This is a genomic window from Bacillus infantis (assembly GCF_050107595.1).
Classification (GTDB): domain Bacteria; phylum Bacillota; class Bacilli; order Bacillales; family Cytobacillaceae; genus Bacillus_AB; species Bacillus_AB infantis_C.
In genome coordinates this window covers 15,148-36,559 of the sequence record NZ_JBNILH010000013.1, presented here as the reverse complement: position 1 = coordinate 36,559, position 21,412 = coordinate 15,148, and the positions used below count along the sequence as shown (strand labels likewise).

Genomic DNA, 21,412 nt, shown 5'->3' with positions numbered 1-21,412 from the left:
TCATTGAGCTTATTGCAGGTAAATCAAGTGAATTTCAGCTTTAATTCTAAGAAGCTGTTTAGAGCTCTTTCATCTAATGTTCTTAATGATATTTCTTTTACTATTGAAGAGGGATCTTGTTTGGGCTTAATAGGTACAAGCGGAGCTGGAAAAAGTACTTTAGGAAAAGTAATTCTTGGGATACAACGTCCACAGCAAGGTCAAGTTTTATTTCAAGGAAATGACATATATAAAGCGAGCAAAATAGCGCAACAAAAGATGCGCCGAAACCTGCAGGTTGTTTTTCAGGACTCCTATTCATCTGTAAATCCTAGGATGACAGCTGAAAGTATTATAAGCGAGCCATTAGAGAACTATGAGAAATTAACTGACGGCGAACAAAGAAGAAAGGTTATTGAGCTCTTAGAAAGAGTAGGATTAAGTGAAAAGGATTTAAAAAAGTATCCTCATCAATTCAGCGGTGGACAACTGCAAAGGATTAATATTGCTAGAGCTATCGCACTAAAGCCAAAGTTAATCGTGCTTGACGAAGCGGTAAGCAGTTTAGATATGGTAACACAAAGCTTAATTTTACAATTATTAAGCAAATTAAAGGATGACTTCGGTTTATCTTATCTTTTTATTACCCATGATATTAAAGCTGCTTTTTCAATATCTGATAAAATTGGTGTCCTTGAAAAAGGGGAATTGATAGAGATGTACGATTCAAAAGATCAATTTTTTCTATCAAAGCACCCTGCTGTTATACGTTTAAGAAACTCCATACTAGCTGAACACCCACGGTTTCGATCTATTCCAACTCGTGTGAAAATGGTATAAAGCGTTATGTAGATATGTTTCACCAGATTTAAAACTATGATGCAGTGTCACAACATATTGGATGGGGTGACTTTTTTTTATTAAACGGATAGCATATGAGTTTTAATAGTTGTGATTACATTAAACTCATGATGAAATGGATAAAAGGTGAATTAGACTATGAAACCAGTAATACAACCTATAAAAAAACAAACCGATGTTAGTATAAATAAGGAGTATTTGTCTCTAGCTATCCCTCTCATTATATCGGGAATTTCTACACCTATATTAGGAGCGGTTGATACAGCGGTAGTTGGACGAATGCCTGATCCATCTTTTATCGGTGGAGTTGCCGTTGGGGCTTTAATCTTTAATATGATGTACTGGTTACTAGGGTTTCTTCGTGTTAGCACATCGGGGTTTACATCACAAGCTCAAGGATCAAACAACGTAAAAGAAATAACCTTAACTTTTTTACGACCTATGGTCATTGCGGTCTTGTTTGGTCTATTTTTTATTCTTATGCAATATCCCATTTTACAGACTGCCATATATTTTATTGGAGCGAGTGAAGAGGTCACTGGTTATGCTGCAACTTATTTTTCATTTCGAATTTGGGGTGCACCGTTTACATTGTTAAGCTACGTTATCATTGGTTGGCTGGTAGGGCTTGGAAAGGTTCGATTATCTTTAGCTACCCAGTTTTTTATGAATGTGCTAAATATTATACTTGACCTTATTTTTGTACTTGGTTTTGGATGGGGTGTAGCTGGGGTTGCTGGTGCCACATTAATTGCTGAAGTCAGTGCCGTTATATTTGGGTTGTGGATGATCTACCGAGCTAAACAAATCAATCTTGCAAAAATAAAAGTAAACATGATTATAGAATCTGCCCCTCTTATGAAAATGTTAAAAGTGAATCGTGATTTGTTTTTACGAACAATTTGCCTCTTAACAATGACCGGAATTTTTACATCTAAAGGGGCAAGTATGGGGGAGGTCACACTAGCTGCAAATGCTGTTATATTGCAAATACATTATCTGATGGCCTACTTTTTTGGAGGCTTTGCAAATGCTTCAAGTATTTTAATAGGTAGAGCAATTGGTGGAAAAAATGAAGCTTTGTATAAGCGAGCTTTTACTTTATCTGCACAATGGGGGATTTTATCTGCAATCGTTCTTTCAATTTGTATCTTTTTATTTGGTGAACATATTGTTTCATTATTCACGACGATACCTATTGTTAAAGAGACGGCAATTTCACTTTTAATATGGATGATCATTTTTCCTCTTGTTGGATTTTGGTATGCACAATTAGAGGGTATTTTTTCGGGTGCGACCGAGCCAATATTTGTTCGAAACTCAATCATGCTTGCATTACTTGTGTTTTTTATAGCTAACTGGTTGTTCATTCCGCTCTACGAAAATGATGGTTTATGGCTAGCCTTCATTTTATTTATGTTGTCACGTTCTTTGTTCTTATGGATGTATGTTCCAAAGCTAAGAAAAAATATAGCGGTGTTTGAAAAGAAGAAATGCTAACATTTTACCAACGCAATTCAGTGATAAACGGTAAAACACGCTTAAAAATGTTACAGAAAAAATTAGCAAACCTTGATAAACCGCACTCTATGTACATCAAGTTAACGACTATACACACATTCACTTAGGGGGGCATGATGTAATCAGCCGCTTCACCCTTCAGTATATAAAGGCTTACTGAAAGTGAAAAGCTAACATTGATATTATAAAAGGAAGCTTCTCATAAGTTGAACAAACTTGTGGGAAGCTTCTTTTTTGTTTTATCCATTAGTAATAAAATGTATAGCCGCACCAAGAAGCAAAATTATAGATTATTACGAAAGCTGAACTGACTTTTTGCAGCATCTCCTTTTCTATACATTTACTGAAATATCATCCTTTATTATTGCAGTAATTTTTCTTATTAGGTCAAAATCACTACCTCGTATTTCACTTGTATAATCATCATGATTATTCAAAAACAAATCTATCAATGTGAATGACTAAAGACATTAGTTTTGAAACAATTCCCCGCCATGTAATTAATTTGAATGATTTTTATACGTTATGAAGGCGTTTGCGGATTTATTGTAAGCGATTGTCAGCTCAGCAGTTAACTGGCTGCTAGGTAATTTGACTCCTTTAATCCAGTGGCTTGGAAGAGCATTGACGCATTTTTAAGCTAACGTTAGATTGGAGGATGTGGTTTTGGAAATGTGAAGAATTTAATTAATGAAGCAAAACAAGGCTGCAAAGGATAAAGGAAAATGGGAGGACAACATGAAGCAAAAACAAAAAATGAAAATCCTGCTAATCATGATGACATTAGTCTTAAGCTTTATGGTTACACCCTTCTCTGTTTTTGCTGCTGAAAGCAGCAAACCATGGATGAATTCATCTCTTTCAGCGGAAAAACGTGCAAGCTTGCTATTAGAGAAGATGACATTAGAGGAAAAAGTAACCTTTGTTACGGGGAATCTTAATAATTATTATGGTTTTTATAATGAAGGAATGGACAGGCTGGGCATACCAGCGCTGACGATGGCGGATGGGCCGGCTGGTATTCGCATTGCAAACCCTGAAGTTCAGGATAAAATATCAACTGCGCTGCCTGCACCAATTGCTCTGGCCGCAACTTGGGATGTGGAAGCAGCAAGAACCTACGGAGAGTTGTTAGGCAATGAGGCGTTTAATACAACCCATAATGTTGTGTTGGGCCCTGGTTTAGATATCGCCCGTTTTCCTTGGGGTGAGCGTAACTTTGAATCACTTGGTGAGGATCAATTACTTCAATCCAAATTGGCTGTACCGTATGTCAATGGAATTCAGAGTTACCCTGTAATGGCAACAGCCAAACACTACCTGCTAAACAACCAGGAAACAGACCGCTTTACCATCAATTCGACTGCAAGTGAACGGACAATTAAAGAAGTTTATGCACGGCCATTTGAAGAAGCGGTGCAAAATGCTGATTTAAGCTCAGTGATGTGCTCTTTCAATCAGGTAAACGGCACAAGTGCATGTGAAAATGAAACGTTATTATCAACGATCCTTAAAGACCAAATAGGCTTTAAAGGTTTTGTCATGAGTGACTATGGTGCTAATCTGAGTACGAGTAAATCAGCGAATGCCGGTTTAGATTTAGAGACACCAGGGGCTCCGATTGGATTATGGGAAGAAAAACTGCTGGCTGCAGTAAAAGACGGGCAAGTTTCAGAAGAAAGAATCAATGATATGGCTGCCCGTATTTTAACGCAGATGTTCAGTAAAGGATTATTTGACAATCCAGTTCAAAATAAACAGATTCCGGCTGCTGCGCATGGCAAGACTGCGCGAGAAATAGCTGAACAAAGCATGGTACTAATGAAGAACGATAAAAATGCATTACCACTGGATAAAAAAGCACTGGATTCCATTGCAGTTATCGGCCCGGATGCGGATAATGCTTCGGCTGCAGGCGGTGGAAGCTCGCTGGTTAACCCAACATATACAGTCAGTCCTCTTGAAGGAATCAAGAACTATGTAGGGAAAAGTGCAAAGGTGGCCTATGCTGAGGGCAGTGATCCGATCAGTGCTGGTGATATCCTGCCAGGCCCATCAGCAGTTCCATCATCTCTTTTAAGTTCTGATGGAAATGAGAACGAATCAGGATTGAAAGCAGAATACTGGAAAAATACTAATTTTGAAGGTGAACCATCTCTTACACGTACAGACAAACAAGTGAATCTTAATCTAGGTTTCTACAACTATGAAGGATTCAGTGCACAATCACCTAAGCTTCCAAAAACGCCTGGTGATTATAATAGAGAGATGTCAGCACGCTGGACTGGTGAGATTACAGCACCAGCTGATGGTGAGTATGTACTTTCCCTGTCCAGTCTTGGGACAGGCAAGCTATACCTCGATCATAAGCTTTTAATTGATAATAACAGCAAAGAATTAGTTACAAATAAGAAAACAGTATCGCTGGCCAAAGGTAAAAAGCATCAAGTGCGTATTGAGTACAGCACAGGCAAAGCAGGAGATGCTCAAGATTTTGGAGCGATGGTCCGCTTTGGCTGGGAACCGCCAAAAGACGCTGTCGATTCTAAAATTCAGGAAGCTGCTAATCTGGCAAAAGATTCAGATGCTGCGATTGTCGTAACTCGTACGTATGATAGTGAGGGCTATGTAGATAATTCAAGCCTTGATCTGCCAAATAACCAGGCACAGCTGATTAAAGAAGTTTCTAAAGCAAATCCGAATACAATTGTTGTACAAATGAGCGGCAGAGCTGTTCAAATGGACTGGCAGGATGATGTGCCGGCCATCGTTCAATCTTGGTTTGCCGGGCAGGAACAAGGAAATGCCATAGCCAATATCTTGTTTGGCAAAGCGAACCCATCAGGGAAGCTTCCCATCACTTTCCCTGCTGATGAACAAAGTACACCATTTTCCGATGACAATCAGTTCCCGGGAGTAAATGGGATCTCTGACTACTCTGAGGGTATTTTCACCGGGTATAAAGGCTATGAAAAAGAAGGAATCAAACCTGCTTTCGCATTTGGGCACGGCCTATCTTATACCACTTTTGACTATAAAAATGTAAAAGTTAAGGCAAGAACAAGAGGAAAGAATAAGGATACTGATATTCGTGTCGAGCTGAATGTACGCAATACCGGTGATGCTGCTGGTTCTGAGGTTGTGCAGGTGTATGCAGGCAAATTGCCAGCCAAAGTGGCTACACCATCCAAACAGCTTGCCGGATTTAAGAAAGTAGAGCTTAGACCAGGTAAACAGGATAGAGTGAAAATTATCCTCGATCTAAAAGCATTCTCATACTGGGATGAAGAATCTGATGAATGGGTTACACCATCTGGGGAGGTTCCGATTTATGCAGGCAGTTCATCTGATGATATTCGCTTCACAGGAAGTGTACGAATTCCATAAGTTGATTCGTAAAAGCTGGGGTCTGGTACCCCCGGCTTTTTTTAAGGAGGGATTTCTATCCATCTTATAAAAGCTTTATTACCAGCAGGCATTTTGGGCACTATCATTGCTTTGTTTATTTTCATGAATCCAGCTGAAGAGCAAAAAGTTGAAGCGTGGTTAACAACAGCTGATCAGAAAAATCTATTAACACATAAAGAGCCCCTGTTTTTTAAAGAGGAGCCTAACCCGGACACTCCTGTCATTCAGGTAAATCCTGATGTCACATTTCAAACGATGGAGGGATTTGGAGCTGCGGTTACAGGATCCTTTGCATACTTGATTAACCATCACATGAGTGCTGGGCAGCGCGAATTACTGATCAAAGATTTATTTACGAAGGACGGCATCCATATGAATTACATCCGACACACGATTGGTGCTTCAGATTTCTCTGTTGATCAAGAAGGTAATCCATCAAGCTATACATACAATGATATCGAAACAAAACAGGATTATAAATTGGAACATTTCTCAGTAGCAAAAGATGCCGACGTTATAAGCCTTCTGCAGGACCTGGTAACCATGAATGGAAAAATAAAGGTGCTTGGCACTCCGTGGACTGCTCCAGCTTGGATGAAGTATGAAAGGACATTGAATGGATGGTATCTGGACTATCAGAATAACAGTGTTTATCAATCCTATGCCGATTATTTTGTGAAGTATATTCAAGCCTATCAGGATAAGGGAATCCCCATCCATAGCATCACCATCCAAAATGAACCCCTGTTTACCTCAGCATCCTATCCCAGCATGAGTATGAGCGCTGAAGAACAATCCAGGTTTATCAAGGAATTTCTCGGCCCTGCCTTTGCAAAGAATAACATAGCGACAAAAATAATAGGCTATGACCACAATTGGAATGAGGGTTTTAATTATGCCAGCACATTACTTGCAGATAAAGAGACAAGCAAATTTATAGATGGTACTGCTTATCATTGTTATAAAGGGGATCCTTCCAGCATGTCAGATGTCCACGAGGCATTCCGTCATAAAAGCATTTATCTGACAGAGTGCAGCGGAGGGGATTGGAGCAAGGACTTTGGCAGTAATTTAAGCTGGTATATGACTAACTTACTGATCGGAGGAACACGCAACTGGGCAAAAACAGTCCTATTATGGAATCTGGCACTTGATGAAAGCGGGGAACCAGCCAATGGAGGCTGTACAAATTGCAGAGGTGTTGTAACCATAGATAAGAAAAGCGGAGAGGTAAAAAGGAATGTTGAGTATTATGCAATCGGACATGCCAGTAAATTTATAGATCCTGGAGCTGTCAGAATAGGTTCAACAAGCTACAAGGGAGATCTTGAATCAGTTGCTTTTATAAATCCTGATGACTCCGTTGTATTAATAATGGTCAACCCAGGGGAAAGTGATGCATCCTTTCAAATGAACTATGACGGAAAATATTTTTCGTATAGTTTACAGTCAAATAGTGCAGTAACATTTAAATGGTCATCTTAAATAGCTGTCTATCGTTTTGCCAAAATAATTTTCTAACCGTAGTGTATTGCGGAAAAAAAAGAACCCGGTTTCCCTTCAAAAGGATACCGGGTTTTTAATTTGTTGATCTATTCTTCTGTATCTCCCCCGCCAAAAGCCTCCGGAATCATCGTAAATCCTTCAATCACTGTCTCTTCCTCCACCTCAATCATCAAATAGCGTTTGCCGTCCACTACAATCTGCTTCACGTACCGCAGATCAGGAGGGCTGATGGAGATGTTGGCAACTTTGGTGCTGATTTTTATGGACTTTGACGAGTATTTCGGCAGGACGCTGCTGGCTTTGATTTCATATTTGTCGTCGTCGATAATCTTTTGATAGGATGATTCGACTTTTTCGGTATCAATATCTTCAAAGCCGCTCATTTTGAGAACACGTTCTACGTCTTTGGAGTCGAGCTTTGGCGGCTCTTCTTCTTCATTTTCCACAATCATGCGGTTGATTTCCTCATAGACCGTGGAGAGTGCAGAGGTGCTCAGCTGATCTCCTGTAACGTCCTTGATAATTTCCTCAAAGACAATTTTATCATCCTGGGCTGTCATCGTTTCTTCCCCGTTAAGCACATCCTCTATGAACAGGTGGTCCGGTTCGTGGACCTTGCCTGCAGAATAGAGAACATGGTTGACATCTGCCGCGTTATCGGTGAAACATGGAAATAAGAACCCGGAGAGCGGGGCATTGAGGTTGATGATAGGATCCATGACAAAGTGATATCTGAATTCTTTTTCAACATAGTCAAAAAGCAGTTCCTTCTTCGGCTCCTGGGTGTTATTAATGCTGCAGAGAATGAATGGGTGGGAATAGACGGTATCCCGTTCGCTTTCTTCTGCTTCATCATTGCGGCGCTTCGTGGGCTTGTAATATTCCCCGCGGATGAATGTGATGACGATATCCTTTTCATATTGCCTGACTGCAAGCAGCTTTTCCACAATCTTGAGCATCTGCTCTGCCCAGCCTTCCACATCACTGCTGAGCAGCCCTTGATGGAGAATCAGCTGGCTGCTGTTATCCGCATCGCGCTGGAACTTCAATTCAAAGAGCTTCTCATCGAGCTGGCCGGCCAGCATCTTTTTAAAATTGTGCAGAAACAGTTCCTGCTGCTCCTGATCCAGCATTTCAAAAGGCTGGCTCTGATAATGAAAAATGTCACTCGAATCCTTCATGATATACACATTAAAAATATCGGAGATTTTTAGCAGATCATTATTGATCTTGAACTGCTTCCGAATTTGGGCGATGTCTTTTTTGTTCATGTTTTTTAACACTCCTAAGCTGCCTTCTTGGCATATGTACTAGGATATCAAATAAAGGGTCAGAGTGAAATCCCATTGGTCATGAAGTGATCCATAACTTTTTGAAACCTTTTCCATTCTTTGTCGTCTAAAGGTTGAATTTTTCAAAGGGGAGGTGCTAATGGTTGAATTATGAGCTTCATTTATCGGCACAGCAAGATGCAGAGGCCAAGGAAGATATACTGGCAGATCTTATGGATGCCTATGGGGATATGGTGAAAAAGATCGCTTTTACTTATGTGAAGGACATTAATCTGGCAGAAGACATTGCCCAGGATGTGTTTGTGAACTGCTATCATCATTTAGATTCATTCAAGCAGCATTCCTCTTATAGAACATGGATCTACCGGATCGCGGTGAACCGTTCAAAGGATGTGCTGAAAAGCAATGCCTTCAGAAGAACCCTCCCCTTCAGCAAATTGACGGTAGAGTCAAAGGAGAAGAGCCCGGAAGTGAAGGTGATGGATCAGAGCACCAGCAGCCTTGTCACAGACTCTCTGCTGGACCTTCCTGCCAAGTATCGGGGAATTCTGTTCCTCTTTTATTACGAAGAGCTGAAGCTGAAGGAAATCAGTGAAGTGATCGGCCTTAATGAATCAACCATCAAAACAAGGCTGAGAAGGGGCAAGCTTTTATTAAAAAAAGAGCTGGAAAGGAGACGGTTTGAACGATGAGCGAAAAAGACTTTCCTTACCTGAAAGAAAGGCTTGATAAAGAAACCTACGGAGATCTCTCTTTTTCCGAAAATGAAAAGAGGAACGTTTTAATGAATATTTCCCGAACGAAAAAAAAAGCTAAAAGGATCTTCGTGAAAAAGCTGGCTCTATATGCCGCTACTGTGCTTGTTTTTGCCGGAGGAGGAGCGTTCGTATACAGTGAAATAGACAAATCTCCGCAGGCTGCAGGGGAAAGCCAAACAGAGGAGAAGGCTGACAATGAAAGCACGCCTTCTGCAGCAGATGATGCCGTTGCAGCAAGCGATGCTGCCGTCGATGAAAAGGCGTGGGAAGACCGGACGAATAAAGAGGGGTTACTTGGGCAGGACGCACAAAACGTCCAGGAATACATTGCATCATACGATGAAATATATAAGAATGGAGTACCGGAACAATATCATGATGACCCGGCAATGTACTATTGGATAGGCGCGGCTCTTATTTTTAATAGTTTGGATACGAATTATAAAGCAGAGGGCATGGCCATTGAAAAGGATCTGAAAAACCTGAGGGATGCGGCAGCAATCGTCTATGAGGAGCATCAAAATAGATATGCTCACTTAGGCCTTAAAAACGAGAATCCACTCAAGTATGAAGAACAGTTCAAAAAGCCAAGTGATAGGCTACTCCAGGCCCATGCCTATGTGGAAGCGCTGCTGAATGACTTGAACATCGCGCTGAATGGAGCATCCGGCGAGAGCAAGGGTGTTTCCTACATGCTGGATGGAGAAAGAATAAATGAGCTGGAAAGATTTATTAGGAATGAATAGTGATAGGAGTCCGTCTGGAAGACGGGCTTTTTTATTGGTGCAGGTCTTATCCAAACTCGCCCTTGATGATCAGCTTAATATGGCTGGTTTTGAAAGGCTTTGGAGGCCGGCTTTAGTTTAAGCAATTGTTCAGGCTTTCCCCTTAAAGCTGTAGCAAAAGCGCCACCCAAATGTACAAGCGGCTGGTGCCCTTCCTCCTCGGGAAGCGCCTGCGGGTAAATTAAAGCAGAATAAGCTTAAAACATATATTCTCACTTCAAGATAGTTTCTATATTCTAAGAAGAAACCCGGAATAAAAAAAGGTTCCCTCTGCCGGAACCTTTTTTTATTCCGGGAAGGTGCTCTTTTCTGACTAAGAATAGAAAGGAGCCTGTGCTTTAAATTTGAGAAGCCGATAATTGGAGAACACAGACTTTTGGCAGACCATGAATTATTCTTATTGAGTTAAACGTTTACATAAAGTGAAAAATTACTCTGCAAATTTTTCACATATAAGACATTCATATAAATCTTAACCGTCAAAACAGTTTCTAGATACATTTCCCTAAAAAATAATCCAAAAGACTCATAAACTTTAACAATTGTAATATAACCATTTTAAAACCTAATAAAGGGATGCCCTATATAAATCTCTTTTCCTGCACCTATCTCCTACTATTGTCTCGGAAAAAAATCTCGATTTAAAGAGGTGATAGGTAGAAACTTACAGACAAATATCGACAAAACCAGCAGCGGGTTTGACGGAAATGTGAACGCATGATAGTAAATATATAGTAAATAAAAAGAAAATTTTAGAAAAAGAGTGAATTGGTGTGGGCATTCCTGGGTATACACCAGGTAGTTATTGCCATTTTTGTTAATAATCTAAATAGTGGGAGAAGGAGTTTTATCTTTGCGAAAATTTCATTTTGTATTCCTTTTGGCATTACTGATCGTTATTAACGGCTGCTCAAAGGAAGATTCATCATCTTCAAAAGAAAAATCTGCACAGCAGGCAGAAACTGTGTCTGCGGGGAAAGAGGAAAAAACAGAGAAAGAACCAGTCCACTATCCAGAAGCGGCGACTTCAGCTGAAGAAATAGTCAAACAGCAGATTGGTGAAATATCAGAAAAAGCGATGGGTGAGGTGTCAGAAGAGTCCGAAATGAGCGAGGAAAAGCTGATGGCTGATTTCGAAACTGAAGGCATGTCTGCTGAAGAAGTTTATAACGGCCTGGTGCATTTGTTTGCCCTTGACTATACCGCTGTCAATGAGGCGCTGGTCAATTATGAGCCTGACTTTGGTGAATACGGAGGGCAGGAGGAGAAGCAAAAGGCAAAGAATATTGCTATTCATATCGACTCAAGCGGGAGCATGAATGGACAGGTGAGCGGCGGTGTGAAAATGAATCTTGCCAAGGAAGCTGTGGAGGAATTTGCTGCAGGTTTTCCGGAAGACACGTACATGACTCTGCGGACATATGGCCATAAAGGGACAGGATCGGATAAGGATAAAGCCATGTCATGTGCAAGCACCGAGGTCATGTATGAAACCAATACCTATGAACAGGACTCATTCAAGACCGCACTGGGAAAGTTCAAACCGAGCGGCTGGACGCCTTTAGCGGCATCCATCAAGGCAGGCTATGAAGATTTAAAGACGAAAGCAGGAGAGGATACTGAAAATATCCTCTATATCGTAAGTGACGGGATAGAAACCTGTGATGGAGATCCGGTAAAAGAAGCGAAGGAATTGGCAGCTTCTGATCTGAATGTGAAAGTTCACATTATTGGATTTGATGTGGATGATGAGGGTCAAAGACAGCTTAAAAAAGCAGCAGAAGCAGGAAACGGAAAATACTATACAGTCAATTCTAAGCTGGAGCTGACCAACACGCTGCAGGAACTGATGGGTGAAGCCATTTCATCTATACAGAAAAACAATCAAAAGGCCTTGAACGGCATTGATATCAATTTCAGGAGTGTGGAACTCCGTGAAGACGCGAGAAAGCTGGAAAGCACCTTCATGGATATAGCTGAATTGGAAAATGAAATTTTTAGAGGGATGCTTCAGGAGCTTGAGAAGCAGGAGAAGGTAAAACCAGAGGATGCACAGGTGATAAGGGATCTGGCCGATGAGCGCTTAAGTGCCCTTGATGAATACAGCGAGAGGTATGGAGAAGCTGCCCAGGAAAAGATCACTGCAAAAAGGGAAGAGCTGTTTGACCAGATGGATTAAGGCAAAAAGCCGACCTATAGAAAGAGGTTAAGGTATGTATATCATAGTCGATGAATCACTGGGATTGCCAAAGGAGCTTCTTAAGGGCGTTCATGTCCGAAAGACACAGCTGAAAAAGGACAGCAGCCTGGAGGAAGCCATTGAAAAAGGAAAGAGCGGCATATTTGGACGTAAGCTGCCCATTAAAATGAGAAGCAGGGACCAGGAGCTTGAAGAACTAAGTTCCCTTATGGAAGAGAATAAGGAAATGCTATATATCTATGATTCTTATACCACGCATAAAGGGGCTATTAAGCGCCTTATGAACTGGAAATATCCGGATAAACGCCTTGTTGGTATCGATGGTTCTAATAATAAGGCTTTTGCTGTTTATCTTCTGCTAATGGCCGCTGAAGGGACGTTGGAAGAATACTTTGATGCAGGCAGCCTTAATTTCAGGAAACTGACCATTGTGAATAATAAGAAGTACAGTGAGTCAGGCAATTATTTAATTCTTAAAGAAAAGAAACATAAGCAATATTATCTATTTAACGGCCAGCAGGACAAAGCCATCCTTTCAGGGGAGAAGAAAGAAATGGTTGAGGAAATTGTCCGCAGCAGCCAGGCCGGCCATATGATTCTGACCTCAAGAGCAAAATTGGATGTGGACGCATCAAATGCTCACTTTTACCAAATTGAAGAGACGGGCCTGCCGCAGAGTAATGATGTTGTAGATATATTGATAGCCGGAGATTTCCCGCGGCCCGGCATTAATGAAAGTCATGGAGTGACAGACAGATGATAGACTCTAAAAGAAAAGCCATCATATTTTTGACCCTCTCTTTTTTGCTGGCACTCATTGCAGCAGGGGTTATACTAGTCCAAATCAATCAAACCCAGCAAAAACTGGGGAAGACCATTGCAGTGGCGGCAGCCTCGAAGGATATCACTTCCTATCATGAAATAGAAGAATCAGATATTAAGTGGGTAGAACTGCCCCAAAGCAGCGCCTACGAATCTTTTATTACCGATGAAAAGGATCTTAAAGAGGCCATCACTGTCATCGATCTGAAAGAAGGAGACCTTCTGACAAGCACGCTTGTCAGAAAGAAGCTGGATATTCCAGCCGATGAGCGCGTGGTCTGGCTCAACGCAACTGAAATTGTATTAATCGACCAGCTTGTTGCTGAGGGAGATTTGGTGGACATTATAGTCACTCAAGAAATAAAAGGTGCCCTGAAGACAAGCAGGATTCTTGAAAATATACCGGTTGTGCAAGTAGAAGAACAGGAGGAAGGCGCGCCTAGAATTAAGATATCACTATCAATCGATCAGGCAGAAAGTGTCATCCATTATCAAAATTCAGCCGTACAGATACGGGTGTTAAGGGTCAACCAGGCAATGTCCGGAACTGAGGAGCTGAAAAAGGGAGAGCAGAAGCCTGACTCTCAAGAAACACAGGCTAAGGAAGATGCAGAGGCGGGCGCTTCTGCAAAGAAAGAAGCAGGCAGCACCGAAGCAAAGGCTGAAAATAAGGCTGGAAGCAAGCCGGCTGAAAGCAAGCAGGGAGCTGAGGCAAAAGAAAAAGCCGATTCAAAAGCTAAGGAGGCAGAGTCCAAATCTTCCCCTGCCAAGACTGAGAATGATGACAAGAAATAAAAAAGCACCTGCTTTTTTACCTAGACTAAATTGACGTTCTGGAAGGATGCGAAAGCGTGAGTATATATAAAGGCTTGCTGATCACGAAAGACAACGCATGGGGCGATTCTTTTCCCCATTATATCAGCGATGAGAATATCGATCTGGCCACTGTTTCAGAGTGGAAGCGGAGTTTTCGGGAACAGCAGTTTTATCATTTTATATTTGTGGATCTTGATACCGTCGAAAGTCCGAGTCAGCTTCAATCCACAGCTGGGAGCGTAATGATAGGGCTGACAAAAAATCATGATTTTGAACAGGCGAGAACATGGCTGCTTGCCGGGGCGAAGGATATTATTATTCTCCCGGAAGAAAAAGCGAGGCTGGAGCAGGCTATAAGAGAAGCGAAGAATCAGTACAAATTTCAGAAGGAAACGGAGGCAGGCTACGGTACCGGCGAAGTCCATGCGTTCTACAGTGCAAAAGGGGGAAGCGGGGCAACCCTGCTGTCGGCAATCGCGGCCCAGACCTTAAGCATTCACCATGAATGCAAAGTGCTGCTTGTTGATCTTAATGCCCAATTCGGCAATCAGGATGTACTGTTTGGCATACAGCCCCTCCGCTCTTATTATGATTTGATACCTGTTATGGATGAAATGGATATGCGCCACCTTCAGAACATTTCCAGCATACATGAAGAAACAGGTGTGACGGTCCTGACAGGGCCATCGAATCCGGCACAGGCAGAAAACATACCTGATGAGCTTATCAGCAGGATGATCAGGACCGCAAGGCACCAATATGATTATATTATTCTCGATCTTTCTTCAGGCATTAACAGTGTAACCTTTACTGGCTTGAATGAAGCAACCCATATTCATTATATTATGACGCCTGACAGCCTCGGGCTCCGCTCCTATAAATATGCAGAGGAACTGTTTGAAAGATTCCAGATCGGCAGGGGCAGCGACTACTCCCTCCTGCTTAATCGATGCAATGCGAAAACCGAGCTGACTGCCAAGGATATTGAAAAGATAACAGGAAGGGAAATCAATGGAAAAATAACGGCTGATTTCTTTGCTGTTCAGCCATTCATCAATATGGGCGAAAGCTTTTATAAAAAGAAGAAAGACAAAGGCACCACCAAAGCATCAAAAGATATGAAGAAGTATGTCGAAGACCTGCTCAAAAGAATAAAGGGGTGATAGCATGTCCTGGGTTGAAAAAGCCTCTATACTAAGCGCCAAGAATACAGCTGTTCAGAGGGAGTGGAACATCGACCATTCCCAGGTGGACAAATGGGTCAGGCATTACAAAACCCGCCTTATAAAAGAAGCGAATTTGGAAAATATCACCACCCTTTCTCCGGTCGAACGGAAAAAAACAATTGAACGTCTGGTTAAACAAATGATTGATGAAGAAAAGGTCATCATTCCAAATGAACAGATTGAGCAGATCATCCAGCAGATCATCAATGAGTCTGTGGGATACGGCCCGCTGGAAGCGCTGCTGAGGGATGAAGATATTACGGAGATCATGGTCAACGGGGCTTCGGAAATCTTTATTGAGAGGAAAGGGAAGCTTGAAAGGACAAACGTCCGTTTCAAGGATGACCAGCATGTCAGGCATATAATTGACCGGATCATAGCGCCGCTTGGAAGAAGGATAGACGAAAGTTCACCAATGGTCGATGCACGCCTGCATGATGGAAGCCGGGTAAACGCCGTCATCCCTCCGATCAGTGTTGATGGACCGTCCATTTCCATCCGTAAGTTCAAGAAAGATCCCTTTTCACTGGATGACTTAATGCAATTTGGGAGCTTTTCCAATGATATGGCAAGCTTCTTGCAGGCAGCTGTCCAGGCAAAGGCAAATATTCTTGTCTCAGGCGGAACGGGCAGCGGGAAAACCACCCTCCTGAACGTTTTGTCAGATTCTATTCCTCAGGGTGAACGGATTGTCACGATTGAAGATATGGCCGAATTAAGGTTTACCTATGATAACCTTATCCGCCTTGAAGCCCGTCCTCCGAATATGGAAGGCAAAGGTGAAGTCACCATCCGTCATTTGGTTAAGAATGCACTGAGGATGAGGCCTGACCGTATTATTGTCGGGGAGGTCAGGGGGTCTGAAGCAATAGATATGCTTCAGGCAATGAACACAGGTCATGAAGGATCATTGACCACCATCCATGCCAACAGCCCAAAAGATGCACTTGGCAGGCTTGAAGCGATGGTCATCATGTCAGGGCTCCCATTAACGGTTGATGTCATCAGAGGATACTTTGTCGGGGCCCTTGATTTAGTTGTACAAACGTCACGCTTTTCGGATGGGAAAAGAAGAATTGTCAATATCTCCGAGCTTGTGGAAGAAGAGGGAGCAACCATTGCGAAAGACATCTTCCGTTTTGAAAGGCAGGCGACCCAGGCAGACGGCTCAATCGTAGGTGAGTTTAAGCCGACTGGATATATCCCGCGCATTTATCAGCGCTTCCTTTCATTCGGAGTTGCTTATGATCAGAAGATTTTTAAGGAAGGTGCACTGCGATGAATCCTGCCTTTCTATTGCTGGCAGCAGCCATCTTTACATTCCTCATCGGACTGTTTTACATTTTTGCCGGCCGTGGTACGCGGGAAACGGTTAAGCGGGTGGATGGCTGGTTTGATATAGACAGGAAGGCCGAAAGGAAAAGTTTTATCCTGCTGGTCGGAGATAAATATGACCGATCTGAGCTGGCAGAGGAGCTTTCAAGGAAGCTTGAGCGTGCTGACATATCGTTAAAGCCTTCTGAGTATATGGGCATCTACATTTTCCTGCTGGCGCTGCTCACCTTCGTAAATCATTTTGTCCTGGGCCTATACATGCTGATGGCGATTCTGTTTGCCTATCTGATTGTTTCCCTGGGCTCGAGATTCTATCTGAATTCCAGGAGAAATAAAAGGACAGACAGCTTCAATAAACAGCTTCCAGAGGTATGCCGGATGATGTCAAACGGGATAAAGGCCGGGCAGACAATCCCGCAGGCCATCGAGATGGTTGGAAGGGATATGAAGGATCCAAGCGGGACAGAGTTTCAGCGGATGGACTACCAATTTAAACTTGGAGACAGCCTTGAAACAGTCATGAATGAGTTCAGGGAGCGGGTCGCAAGCAATGATATCAATATCTTTGTCAGTACAATCCTGATTCAGCAAAGGGTCGGCGGCAATCTGGCAGAGGTACTCTCCTCTATGGCAGAAACACTGGAAGAACGAAGCCGCGTGCATAAGGAAATCCAGACAGTAACAGCCGAGAGCCGGTCCATTGCCTATATTCTTGCAGTGATGCCTTTCCTGATGGCGATGATGATGAATCTGTTTATTAAAGGATTCCTGAATGTTTTGTTTACACCGCTGGGGCTCCTGCTATTCCTGGGTTTTTCATCGCTTGTCTTCATGGCATTCATCATAATCCGAAGAATTACGAATATAAGGGTGTAGCCTATGAAACTATTAGGATTTTTTGCCATCGTTATGGTTACTGCCATCTTAATCTTTTTGTTTATTGGATTCATTTATTTATACCTGTTCATTGCCAAGAAAGAAAACCTTCTTGTCTCGCAGGGCTATAATCCGAAGAAGAAGAAACAAAAAGCTCCGCTGAGGGAAAGGCTGCTGGCGCCTGTTGTCCGCTGGGGCATCAAGGCCGGGCCGGTCGGCATGAAGTATCCCTTTTTCGCCGATATCGACAAACACAGCCAGATGCTGAAGGAAGCGGGAAACCCGCTGGGGCTGCAGCTGAGGGACTTCTACGGATTCAGATTTGTGCTGGCACTGCTCGGGCTGGGCTTTGGATGTCTTTATGTCATCATCGGCCTGCCCTTCAGCCTGCAGGTACTGCTTATATCTATCATTGCCGGTTTTCTCGGGCCGAGCGCCTGGCTGCACTTCAAGGCCAAATACCGCCAGGAGACGATCAGCATTATGATGCCTGACTTCCTGGATACAGTCAGTGTCACCCTTCAGGCAGGTGTCAGCCTGGATGGGGCCTTGAATCAGGTTACAAAGCAATTTGAAGGACCTCTGAGCGAAGAAATCGACCGCTTTAATAAAGAGGTAGAACTTGGGGTTCCCCGTCTTACAGCCTATAACAGCCTGATGGACCGCAATTCTTCAAAGGAGCTTCATTCTCTGGTCAATGGTCTAATACAAGGCTCTTCCCTGGGGGTTCCGGTTTCAAGGACATTTAAGCTGCAGGCGGATGATCTGCGGGCGACAAGGGGTTTTGTTGCGAAAGAGAAGGCAGCGAAGGCCAGCCCGCAGATCACGCTGGTTACAACTTTTTTTGTAGCCCCTGCCGTATTCGGGCTTATTATTGGGCTCCTGGCACTGAATATCTTTTATAATCCATCAGCATTTGGGCTTGATTCCTTCTTTAAATAAGAAGGGTGTATAAATAAAAAAAAATCAGGAGGAATAAATTATGTTAATTAAAGCTTGGACTAAAGTGAATGGAGTTTACAACCGCTATGTGAAAAATGAGACAGGTGCTCAGGCGCTTGAATGGGTCGCTTTAGGGCTGGTTGTGCTGGCGGTAATGGGCGCGATTGCTTCTGGGATTAGTGGTAACTCAACTCTTGGGCAGACAATCATGGATAAGCTTGGAGAATTAATTGGCAACATCGGAACTGGCGGTTGAATAATTAAAAGTCGGAGTGAGTAGGGTGAAGAATATTTTTAATAAGCATATTAAAAATGAAAAAGGCTCACAGGCTATAGAATTTGTAGCTATGTTCCCCCTTGTCATATTGGCGATGCTTATTATCTGGCAAGTGGCGCTGATTGCATTTTCGGTTGTTGTAGCTGAGTCCGCGGCCCGTGACGGGGCCCGGGCCGCTGCTGTCCACAATCCTGACTGGGCAAATGTCACAAAGAAATCGGCCAAAGGCATTAAAGTGGCAGTATCCGGTGGCCCGGGTACAGATGAGGCCAGAGTTGAAGTGAAGGCAAAAGCACCTGTAATCGCATTGCCTATCATTGCTGATATGGAGTTTTCCTTCACTGTAGATGCTGTCATGCCGATGGAGGAAGAGCCTGATGAAGACTAGGAAAATATGGAACTTCATTAATAACGAGAAAGGCAGCGGGATGCTTATCCTCATAGTGGGAATGCTTATGGCTGCCATTTTCTTTTCGTTGGTCTTTTTTGATTTCTCGAGTGTCTTTATTAATAAACGAGTCACCCAGACAGGAGCAGATTCTGCAGCATTGGCAGCGGCCAAATCGTCGACCATTTTTATGAAAAAGACTCTCCAGGAGGAAACCCAGGAAGAGCTGGATGCGCTTGGGGATGCCTGGGAAGCCTTCAAGGAAGCGGCAGCAGGCGATGCAGAGGGCGATGATGAGTCTGGCGAAAAAAGTGAGCCGAAGTCTGAAGCTGAGCTTCTTTCTGAATTTGTGGAAGCTATGGAAGCTAATTATGAAGGGCGCTCAATGCCCGGAGATATTATCAGCTGGCTGCTGGATCATTCGGTTGAAGTGGAAGCCCGCACAGCAATGGAATTCTTCTTTGCTGAAAAAGGGGTAAGAAAAATTGCCTGCAAGGCTGTAAGGGATAATGAAGCAGATGCCAAGGCAGAAGCTGATAAATTTGCTGAAGAGAACCAGAATGATAAGGTGAGTACGCTTAATTTTATTCCGGCAGAATTTCGCTATTATGCGGTGACTGAACGAAAAGGGGAATATACGACTGTTCCGGATGAGGGTGTTCCTGCCATTTCGGCTGAATCATCAGCCAGGATTGGCGAACCTGATGGCTTCAATATAGTTTGTGATTAAAAAGAAAGTTAGCTAGATTGCGAAGAAAGCAGGATTTATTTCTTTTTAAAAGGGTGATACTGTTATGGCAGCACCACAAAACAAAATAAAGTTAGCAATAGTCTTTTTACTTGCTTTTTTCGTCCAGATGGCTGTGCTTCAGCCAGCTTTGGCTGACGTCTCGGAGGTTGAAACAGGGCCTCAGGGTCTCAGTCAAACAAAGGAAGATGATGCAACGGCCGGGGAACCGGTCAAAGGCGATGCTGATCTTCCCTGGTGGAAAAAGGCACTTAATGAACTGGGAGATATTAAGGACGGCGCTATAGACGGGCTGAAGGAATTTGGCGAATGGGCCGCTGATGAGTGGAATGACTTTACGGACTATGCAGGCAAAAAGTGGAATGATTTCACGGACTATGCCAGCAAGAAGTTTGATGAATTCGGCGATTGGGCCGGGAACGTCTGGAATGATATTGAGAATTTCTTTGCTGAAAATAAATGGGCCCAGACCATTGTGGCCGCAATTGCAGCAACCGCCATTATTGTAGGCGCCATTGCGATACTTGTCGTAACAGGGGTAGTCAGTGTTCCGATTCTTGTCGTTGCCGCCATTGTAGGAGCTGGCGCCCTTGCCGGGGGATTCCTGTATCAATGGCTTGCAGGCGACGGCTATAATTTCTGGGGAGCTTTCGGAAGTTCGCTTGTCGGCGGGATTCTCGCCTATGCAGGCTATGCATCCGGGGCTTTCGCTGCCGGCTGGGCATGGCTCCGCCATACGGCAGGACCTGCTGCCTGGAACTGGGCAAGAAACACGGCGTGGCCATGGATTGTTGGCAGAGGCCAGGCAGCCTGGCGCTGGATGAGCAGGACAGCATGGCCCTGGCTGCGGGGAAAGGGTGCTGCAGCTTGGCGCTGGTTTAAGATGCGTCCGGTATGGGGGCAGCTTAAGGGGTTTTATACTGCATCAAATGCCCTTAAGTTAATTTTAAAAGGTGCTCAAATCGGTCTAATTGGCGGTTTCTCCGGTTCGGTATTTAGTACATTGCTCTCAGGTGAAAAATTTGATTTAGGTAATCTGCTATTTGATACTATAGTAGGCGGCATTTCTGGAGCACTTCTAGGTCCTATTATTCTTTCCGGGCAAGTTTTAGGCTGGTCTATTATAGGTTTAACGGGTCTTTATGGAGGTGCAGAAAACTTCATTGGAGAGGGTTTGAAAAATGGTGAGTGGTCATTTGAGAACTTCTTGATAGGGCTTGGGGTTTCGATAGTCTCTGCAAAGGCATTGAGTGTTATTGTTGAGAAGTCATTAAATTTCATTGGTGCAGGACATGAAGCTCTTAATGAGAGCCTTACGAAAGGTACAGAAGAGGTTGTGAAATGGGGCTATGAAAAAATAACTGATCTTAATTCCGTTGACTCTCCTGAAAATACCGGTAAAGACAACCTAGATAAGAATGTAGATAAGAATGTAGATAAGAATGTAGATAAGAATGTAGATAAGAATGTAGATAAGAATGTAGATAAGAATGTAGATAAACCACCAGCCGATGATCATACAAATAATACCTCACAAGAGGGTTCGGGAGATGCTACGGAGAAGGAAAATGTGGAAACCAATAATAAGGAACAAGGCAAATCCACAGGCAGTAATAGGACTCAAAGCAATAATGGTCTAATCACTGGTGAAACCTACAACTAGCAAAAGAAA

At 43.1% G+C, this 21,412-nt stretch carries 18 protein-coding genes; 17 read left to right on the top strand and 1 reads right to left on the bottom strand.

The window, feature by feature from the left end; translation table 11 throughout:
• The first annotated feature begins 3 nt into the window (after nt 1-3).
• The 4 genes from nikE to ACQCVH_RS22010 all read left to right on the top strand — a co-directional run bounded on the left by nikE (nt 4) and on the right by ACQCVH_RS22010 (nt 7,254).
• Nucleotides 4-819 carry a nickel import ATP-binding protein NikE gene (nikE, locus tag ACQCVH_RS22025; protein WP_426837733.1) on the top strand — a complete coding sequence of 272 codons (816 nt, stop codon included), beginning with the start codon at nt 4-6 and terminating at the stop codon, nt 817-819.
• Nucleotides 820-978: 159 nt separating this feature from the next.
• Complete coding sequence (locus ACQCVH_RS22020) at nt 979-2,340, top strand: MATE family efflux transporter (protein WP_426837732.1); 1,362 nt, start codon at nt 979-981, stop codon at nt 2,338-2,340.
• 759 nt (nt 2,341-3,099) lie between these two features.
• Complete coding sequence (locus ACQCVH_RS22015) at nt 3,100-5,748, top strand: beta-glucosidase (protein WP_426837731.1); 2,649 nt, start codon at nt 3,100-3,102, stop codon at nt 5,746-5,748.
• A gap of 93 nt (nt 5,749-5,841) precedes the next feature.
• Complete coding sequence (locus ACQCVH_RS22010) at nt 5,842-7,254, top strand: glycoside hydrolase family 30 protein (RefSeq protein WP_426837730.1); 1,413 nt, start codon at nt 5,842-5,844, stop codon at nt 7,252-7,254.
• Nucleotides 7,255-7,361: 107 nt separating this feature from the next.
• Here ACQCVH_RS22010 and ACQCVH_RS22005 read toward each other — a convergent pair whose 3' ends face one another.
• On the bottom strand, nt 7,362-8,546 hold the full coding sequence (locus ACQCVH_RS22005) for a DUF4317 domain-containing protein (RefSeq protein ID WP_426837729.1): 1,185 nt from the start codon (nt 8,544-8,546) through the stop codon (nt 7,362-7,364).
• Nucleotides 8,547-8,710: 164 nt separating this feature from the next.
• On the opposite strand from ACQCVH_RS22005, the gene ACQCVH_RS22000 reads away from it, so the two are divergent.
• From ACQCVH_RS22000 to ACQCVH_RS21940, 13 genes are all read left to right on the top strand, one after another.
• Complete coding sequence (locus ACQCVH_RS22000; protein ID WP_426837728.1) at nt 8,711-9,259, top strand: sigma-70 family RNA polymerase sigma factor; 549 nt, start codon at nt 8,711-8,713, stop codon at nt 9,257-9,259.
• Nucleotides 9,256-10,071: a hypothetical protein gene (locus tag ACQCVH_RS21995; protein WP_426837727.1), complete on the top strand. Its 816-nt coding sequence runs from the start codon at nt 9,256-9,258 to the stop codon at nt 10,069-10,071. Before ACQCVH_RS22000 ends, ACQCVH_RS21995 begins: the two co-directional genes overlap by 4 nt.
• Before the next feature lie 892 nt (nt 10,072-10,963).
• The gene (locus ACQCVH_RS21990) at nt 10,964-12,289 is read left to right on the top strand and encodes a vWA domain-containing protein (protein ID WP_426837726.1); all 1,326 of its coding nucleotides are present in this window, start codon (nt 10,964-10,966) and stop codon (nt 12,287-12,289) included.
• A 34-nt stretch (nt 12,290-12,323) separates the two neighbouring features.
• Nucleotides 12,324-13,070, top strand: a complete 747-nt coding sequence (locus tag ACQCVH_RS21985; RefSeq protein ID WP_426837725.1) for a hypothetical protein — start codon at nt 12,324-12,326, stop codon at nt 13,068-13,070.
• The gene (gene cpaB, locus ACQCVH_RS21980; RefSeq protein WP_426837724.1) at nt 13,067-13,927 is read left to right on the top strand and encodes a Flp pilus assembly protein CpaB; all 861 of its coding nucleotides are present in this window, start codon (nt 13,067-13,069) and stop codon (nt 13,925-13,927) included. The genes ACQCVH_RS21985 and cpaB overlap by 4 nt, the downstream gene beginning before the upstream one ends.
• Before the next feature lie 56 nt (nt 13,928-13,983).
• Nucleotides 13,984-15,111 (top strand): CpaE/TadZ family protein, encoded by a 1,128-nt coding sequence (locus ACQCVH_RS21975; RefSeq protein WP_426837722.1) that lies wholly within the window; start codon nt 13,984-13,986, stop codon nt 15,109-15,111.
• 4 nt (nt 15,112-15,115) lie between these two features.
• Nucleotides 15,116-16,456: a TadA family conjugal transfer-associated ATPase gene (locus ACQCVH_RS21970; RefSeq protein ID WP_426837721.1), complete on the top strand. Its 1,341-nt coding sequence runs from the start codon at nt 15,116-15,118 to the stop codon at nt 16,454-16,456.
• Nucleotides 16,453-17,385: a type II secretion system F family protein gene (locus ACQCVH_RS21965; protein ID WP_426837720.1), complete on the top strand. Its 933-nt coding sequence runs from the start codon at nt 16,453-16,455 to the stop codon at nt 17,383-17,385. The genes ACQCVH_RS21970 and ACQCVH_RS21965 overlap by 4 nt, the downstream gene beginning before the upstream one ends.
• Nucleotides 17,386-17,388: 3 nt before the next feature.
• Nucleotides 17,389-18,327 (top strand): type II secretion system F family protein, encoded by a 939-nt coding sequence (locus ACQCVH_RS21960; RefSeq protein ID WP_426837719.1) that lies wholly within the window; start codon nt 17,389-17,391, stop codon nt 18,325-18,327.
• A 40-nt stretch (nt 18,328-18,367) separates the two neighbouring features.
• Complete coding sequence (locus ACQCVH_RS21955) at nt 18,368-18,583, top strand: hypothetical protein (protein WP_426837718.1); 216 nt, start codon at nt 18,368-18,370, stop codon at nt 18,581-18,583.
• Nucleotides 18,584-18,608: 25 nt separating this feature from the next.
• The gene (locus ACQCVH_RS21950; protein WP_426837717.1) at nt 18,609-18,992 is read left to right on the top strand and encodes a TadE/TadG family type IV pilus assembly protein; all 384 of its coding nucleotides are present in this window, start codon (nt 18,609-18,611) and stop codon (nt 18,990-18,992) included.
• Nucleotides 18,982-19,722: a pilus assembly protein TadG-related protein gene (locus tag ACQCVH_RS21945; protein WP_426837716.1), complete on the top strand. Its 741-nt coding sequence runs from the start codon at nt 18,982-18,984 to the stop codon at nt 19,720-19,722. Before ACQCVH_RS21950 ends, ACQCVH_RS21945 begins: the two co-directional genes overlap by 11 nt.
• 64 nt (nt 19,723-19,786) lie before the next feature.
• The gene (locus ACQCVH_RS21940; RefSeq protein WP_426837715.1) at nt 19,787-21,403 is read left to right on the top strand and encodes a hypothetical protein; all 1,617 of its coding nucleotides are present in this window, start codon (nt 19,787-19,789) and stop codon (nt 21,401-21,403) included.
• Nucleotides 21,404-21,412 lie beyond the last annotated feature (9 nt).

Excerpts from the sequence above, each read along its gene's own strand:
- ACQCVH_RS21955 (WP_426837718.1), top strand. The coding sequence starts at position 18,368 with ATGTTAATTAAAGCTTGGACTAAAGTGAATGGAGTTTACAACCGCTAT.
- cpaB (WP_426837724.1), top strand. The coding sequence starts at position 13,067 with ATGATAGACTCTAAAAGAAAAGCCATCATATTTTTGACCCTCTCTTTT.
- ACQCVH_RS21960 (WP_426837719.1), top strand. The coding sequence starts at position 17,389 with ATGAAACTATTAGGATTTTTTGCCATCGTTATGGTTACTGCCATCTTA.
- ACQCVH_RS21965 (WP_426837720.1), top strand. The coding sequence starts at position 16,453 with ATGAATCCTGCCTTTCTATTGCTGGCAGCAGCCATCTTTACATTCCTC.
- ACQCVH_RS22015 (WP_426837731.1), top strand. The coding sequence starts at position 3,100 with ATGAAGCAAAAACAAAAAATGAAAATCCTGCTAATCATGATGACATTA.
- ACQCVH_RS21970 (WP_426837721.1), top strand. The coding sequence starts at position 15,116 with ATGTCCTGGGTTGAAAAAGCCTCTATACTAAGCGCCAAGAATACAGCT.
- ACQCVH_RS22005 (WP_426837729.1), bottom strand. The coding sequence starts at position 8,546 with ATGAACAAAAAAGACATCGCCCAAATTCGGAAGCAGTTCAAGATCAAT.
- ACQCVH_RS21985 (WP_426837725.1), top strand. The coding sequence starts at position 12,324 with ATGTATATCATAGTCGATGAATCACTGGGATTGCCAAAGGAGCTTCTT.
- ACQCVH_RS21940 (WP_426837715.1), top strand. The coding sequence starts at position 19,787 with ATGGCAGCACCACAAAACAAAATAAAGTTAGCAATAGTCTTTTTACTT.
- ACQCVH_RS21995 (WP_426837727.1), top strand. The coding sequence starts at position 9,256 with ATGAGCGAAAAAGACTTTCCTTACCTGAAAGAAAGGCTTGATAAAGAA.
- ACQCVH_RS21945 (WP_426837716.1), top strand. The coding sequence starts at position 18,982 with ATGAAGACTAGGAAAATATGGAACTTCATTAATAACGAGAAAGGCAGC.
- ACQCVH_RS22020 (WP_426837732.1), top strand. The coding sequence starts at position 979 with ATGAAACCAGTAATACAACCTATAAAAAAACAAACCGATGTTAGTATA.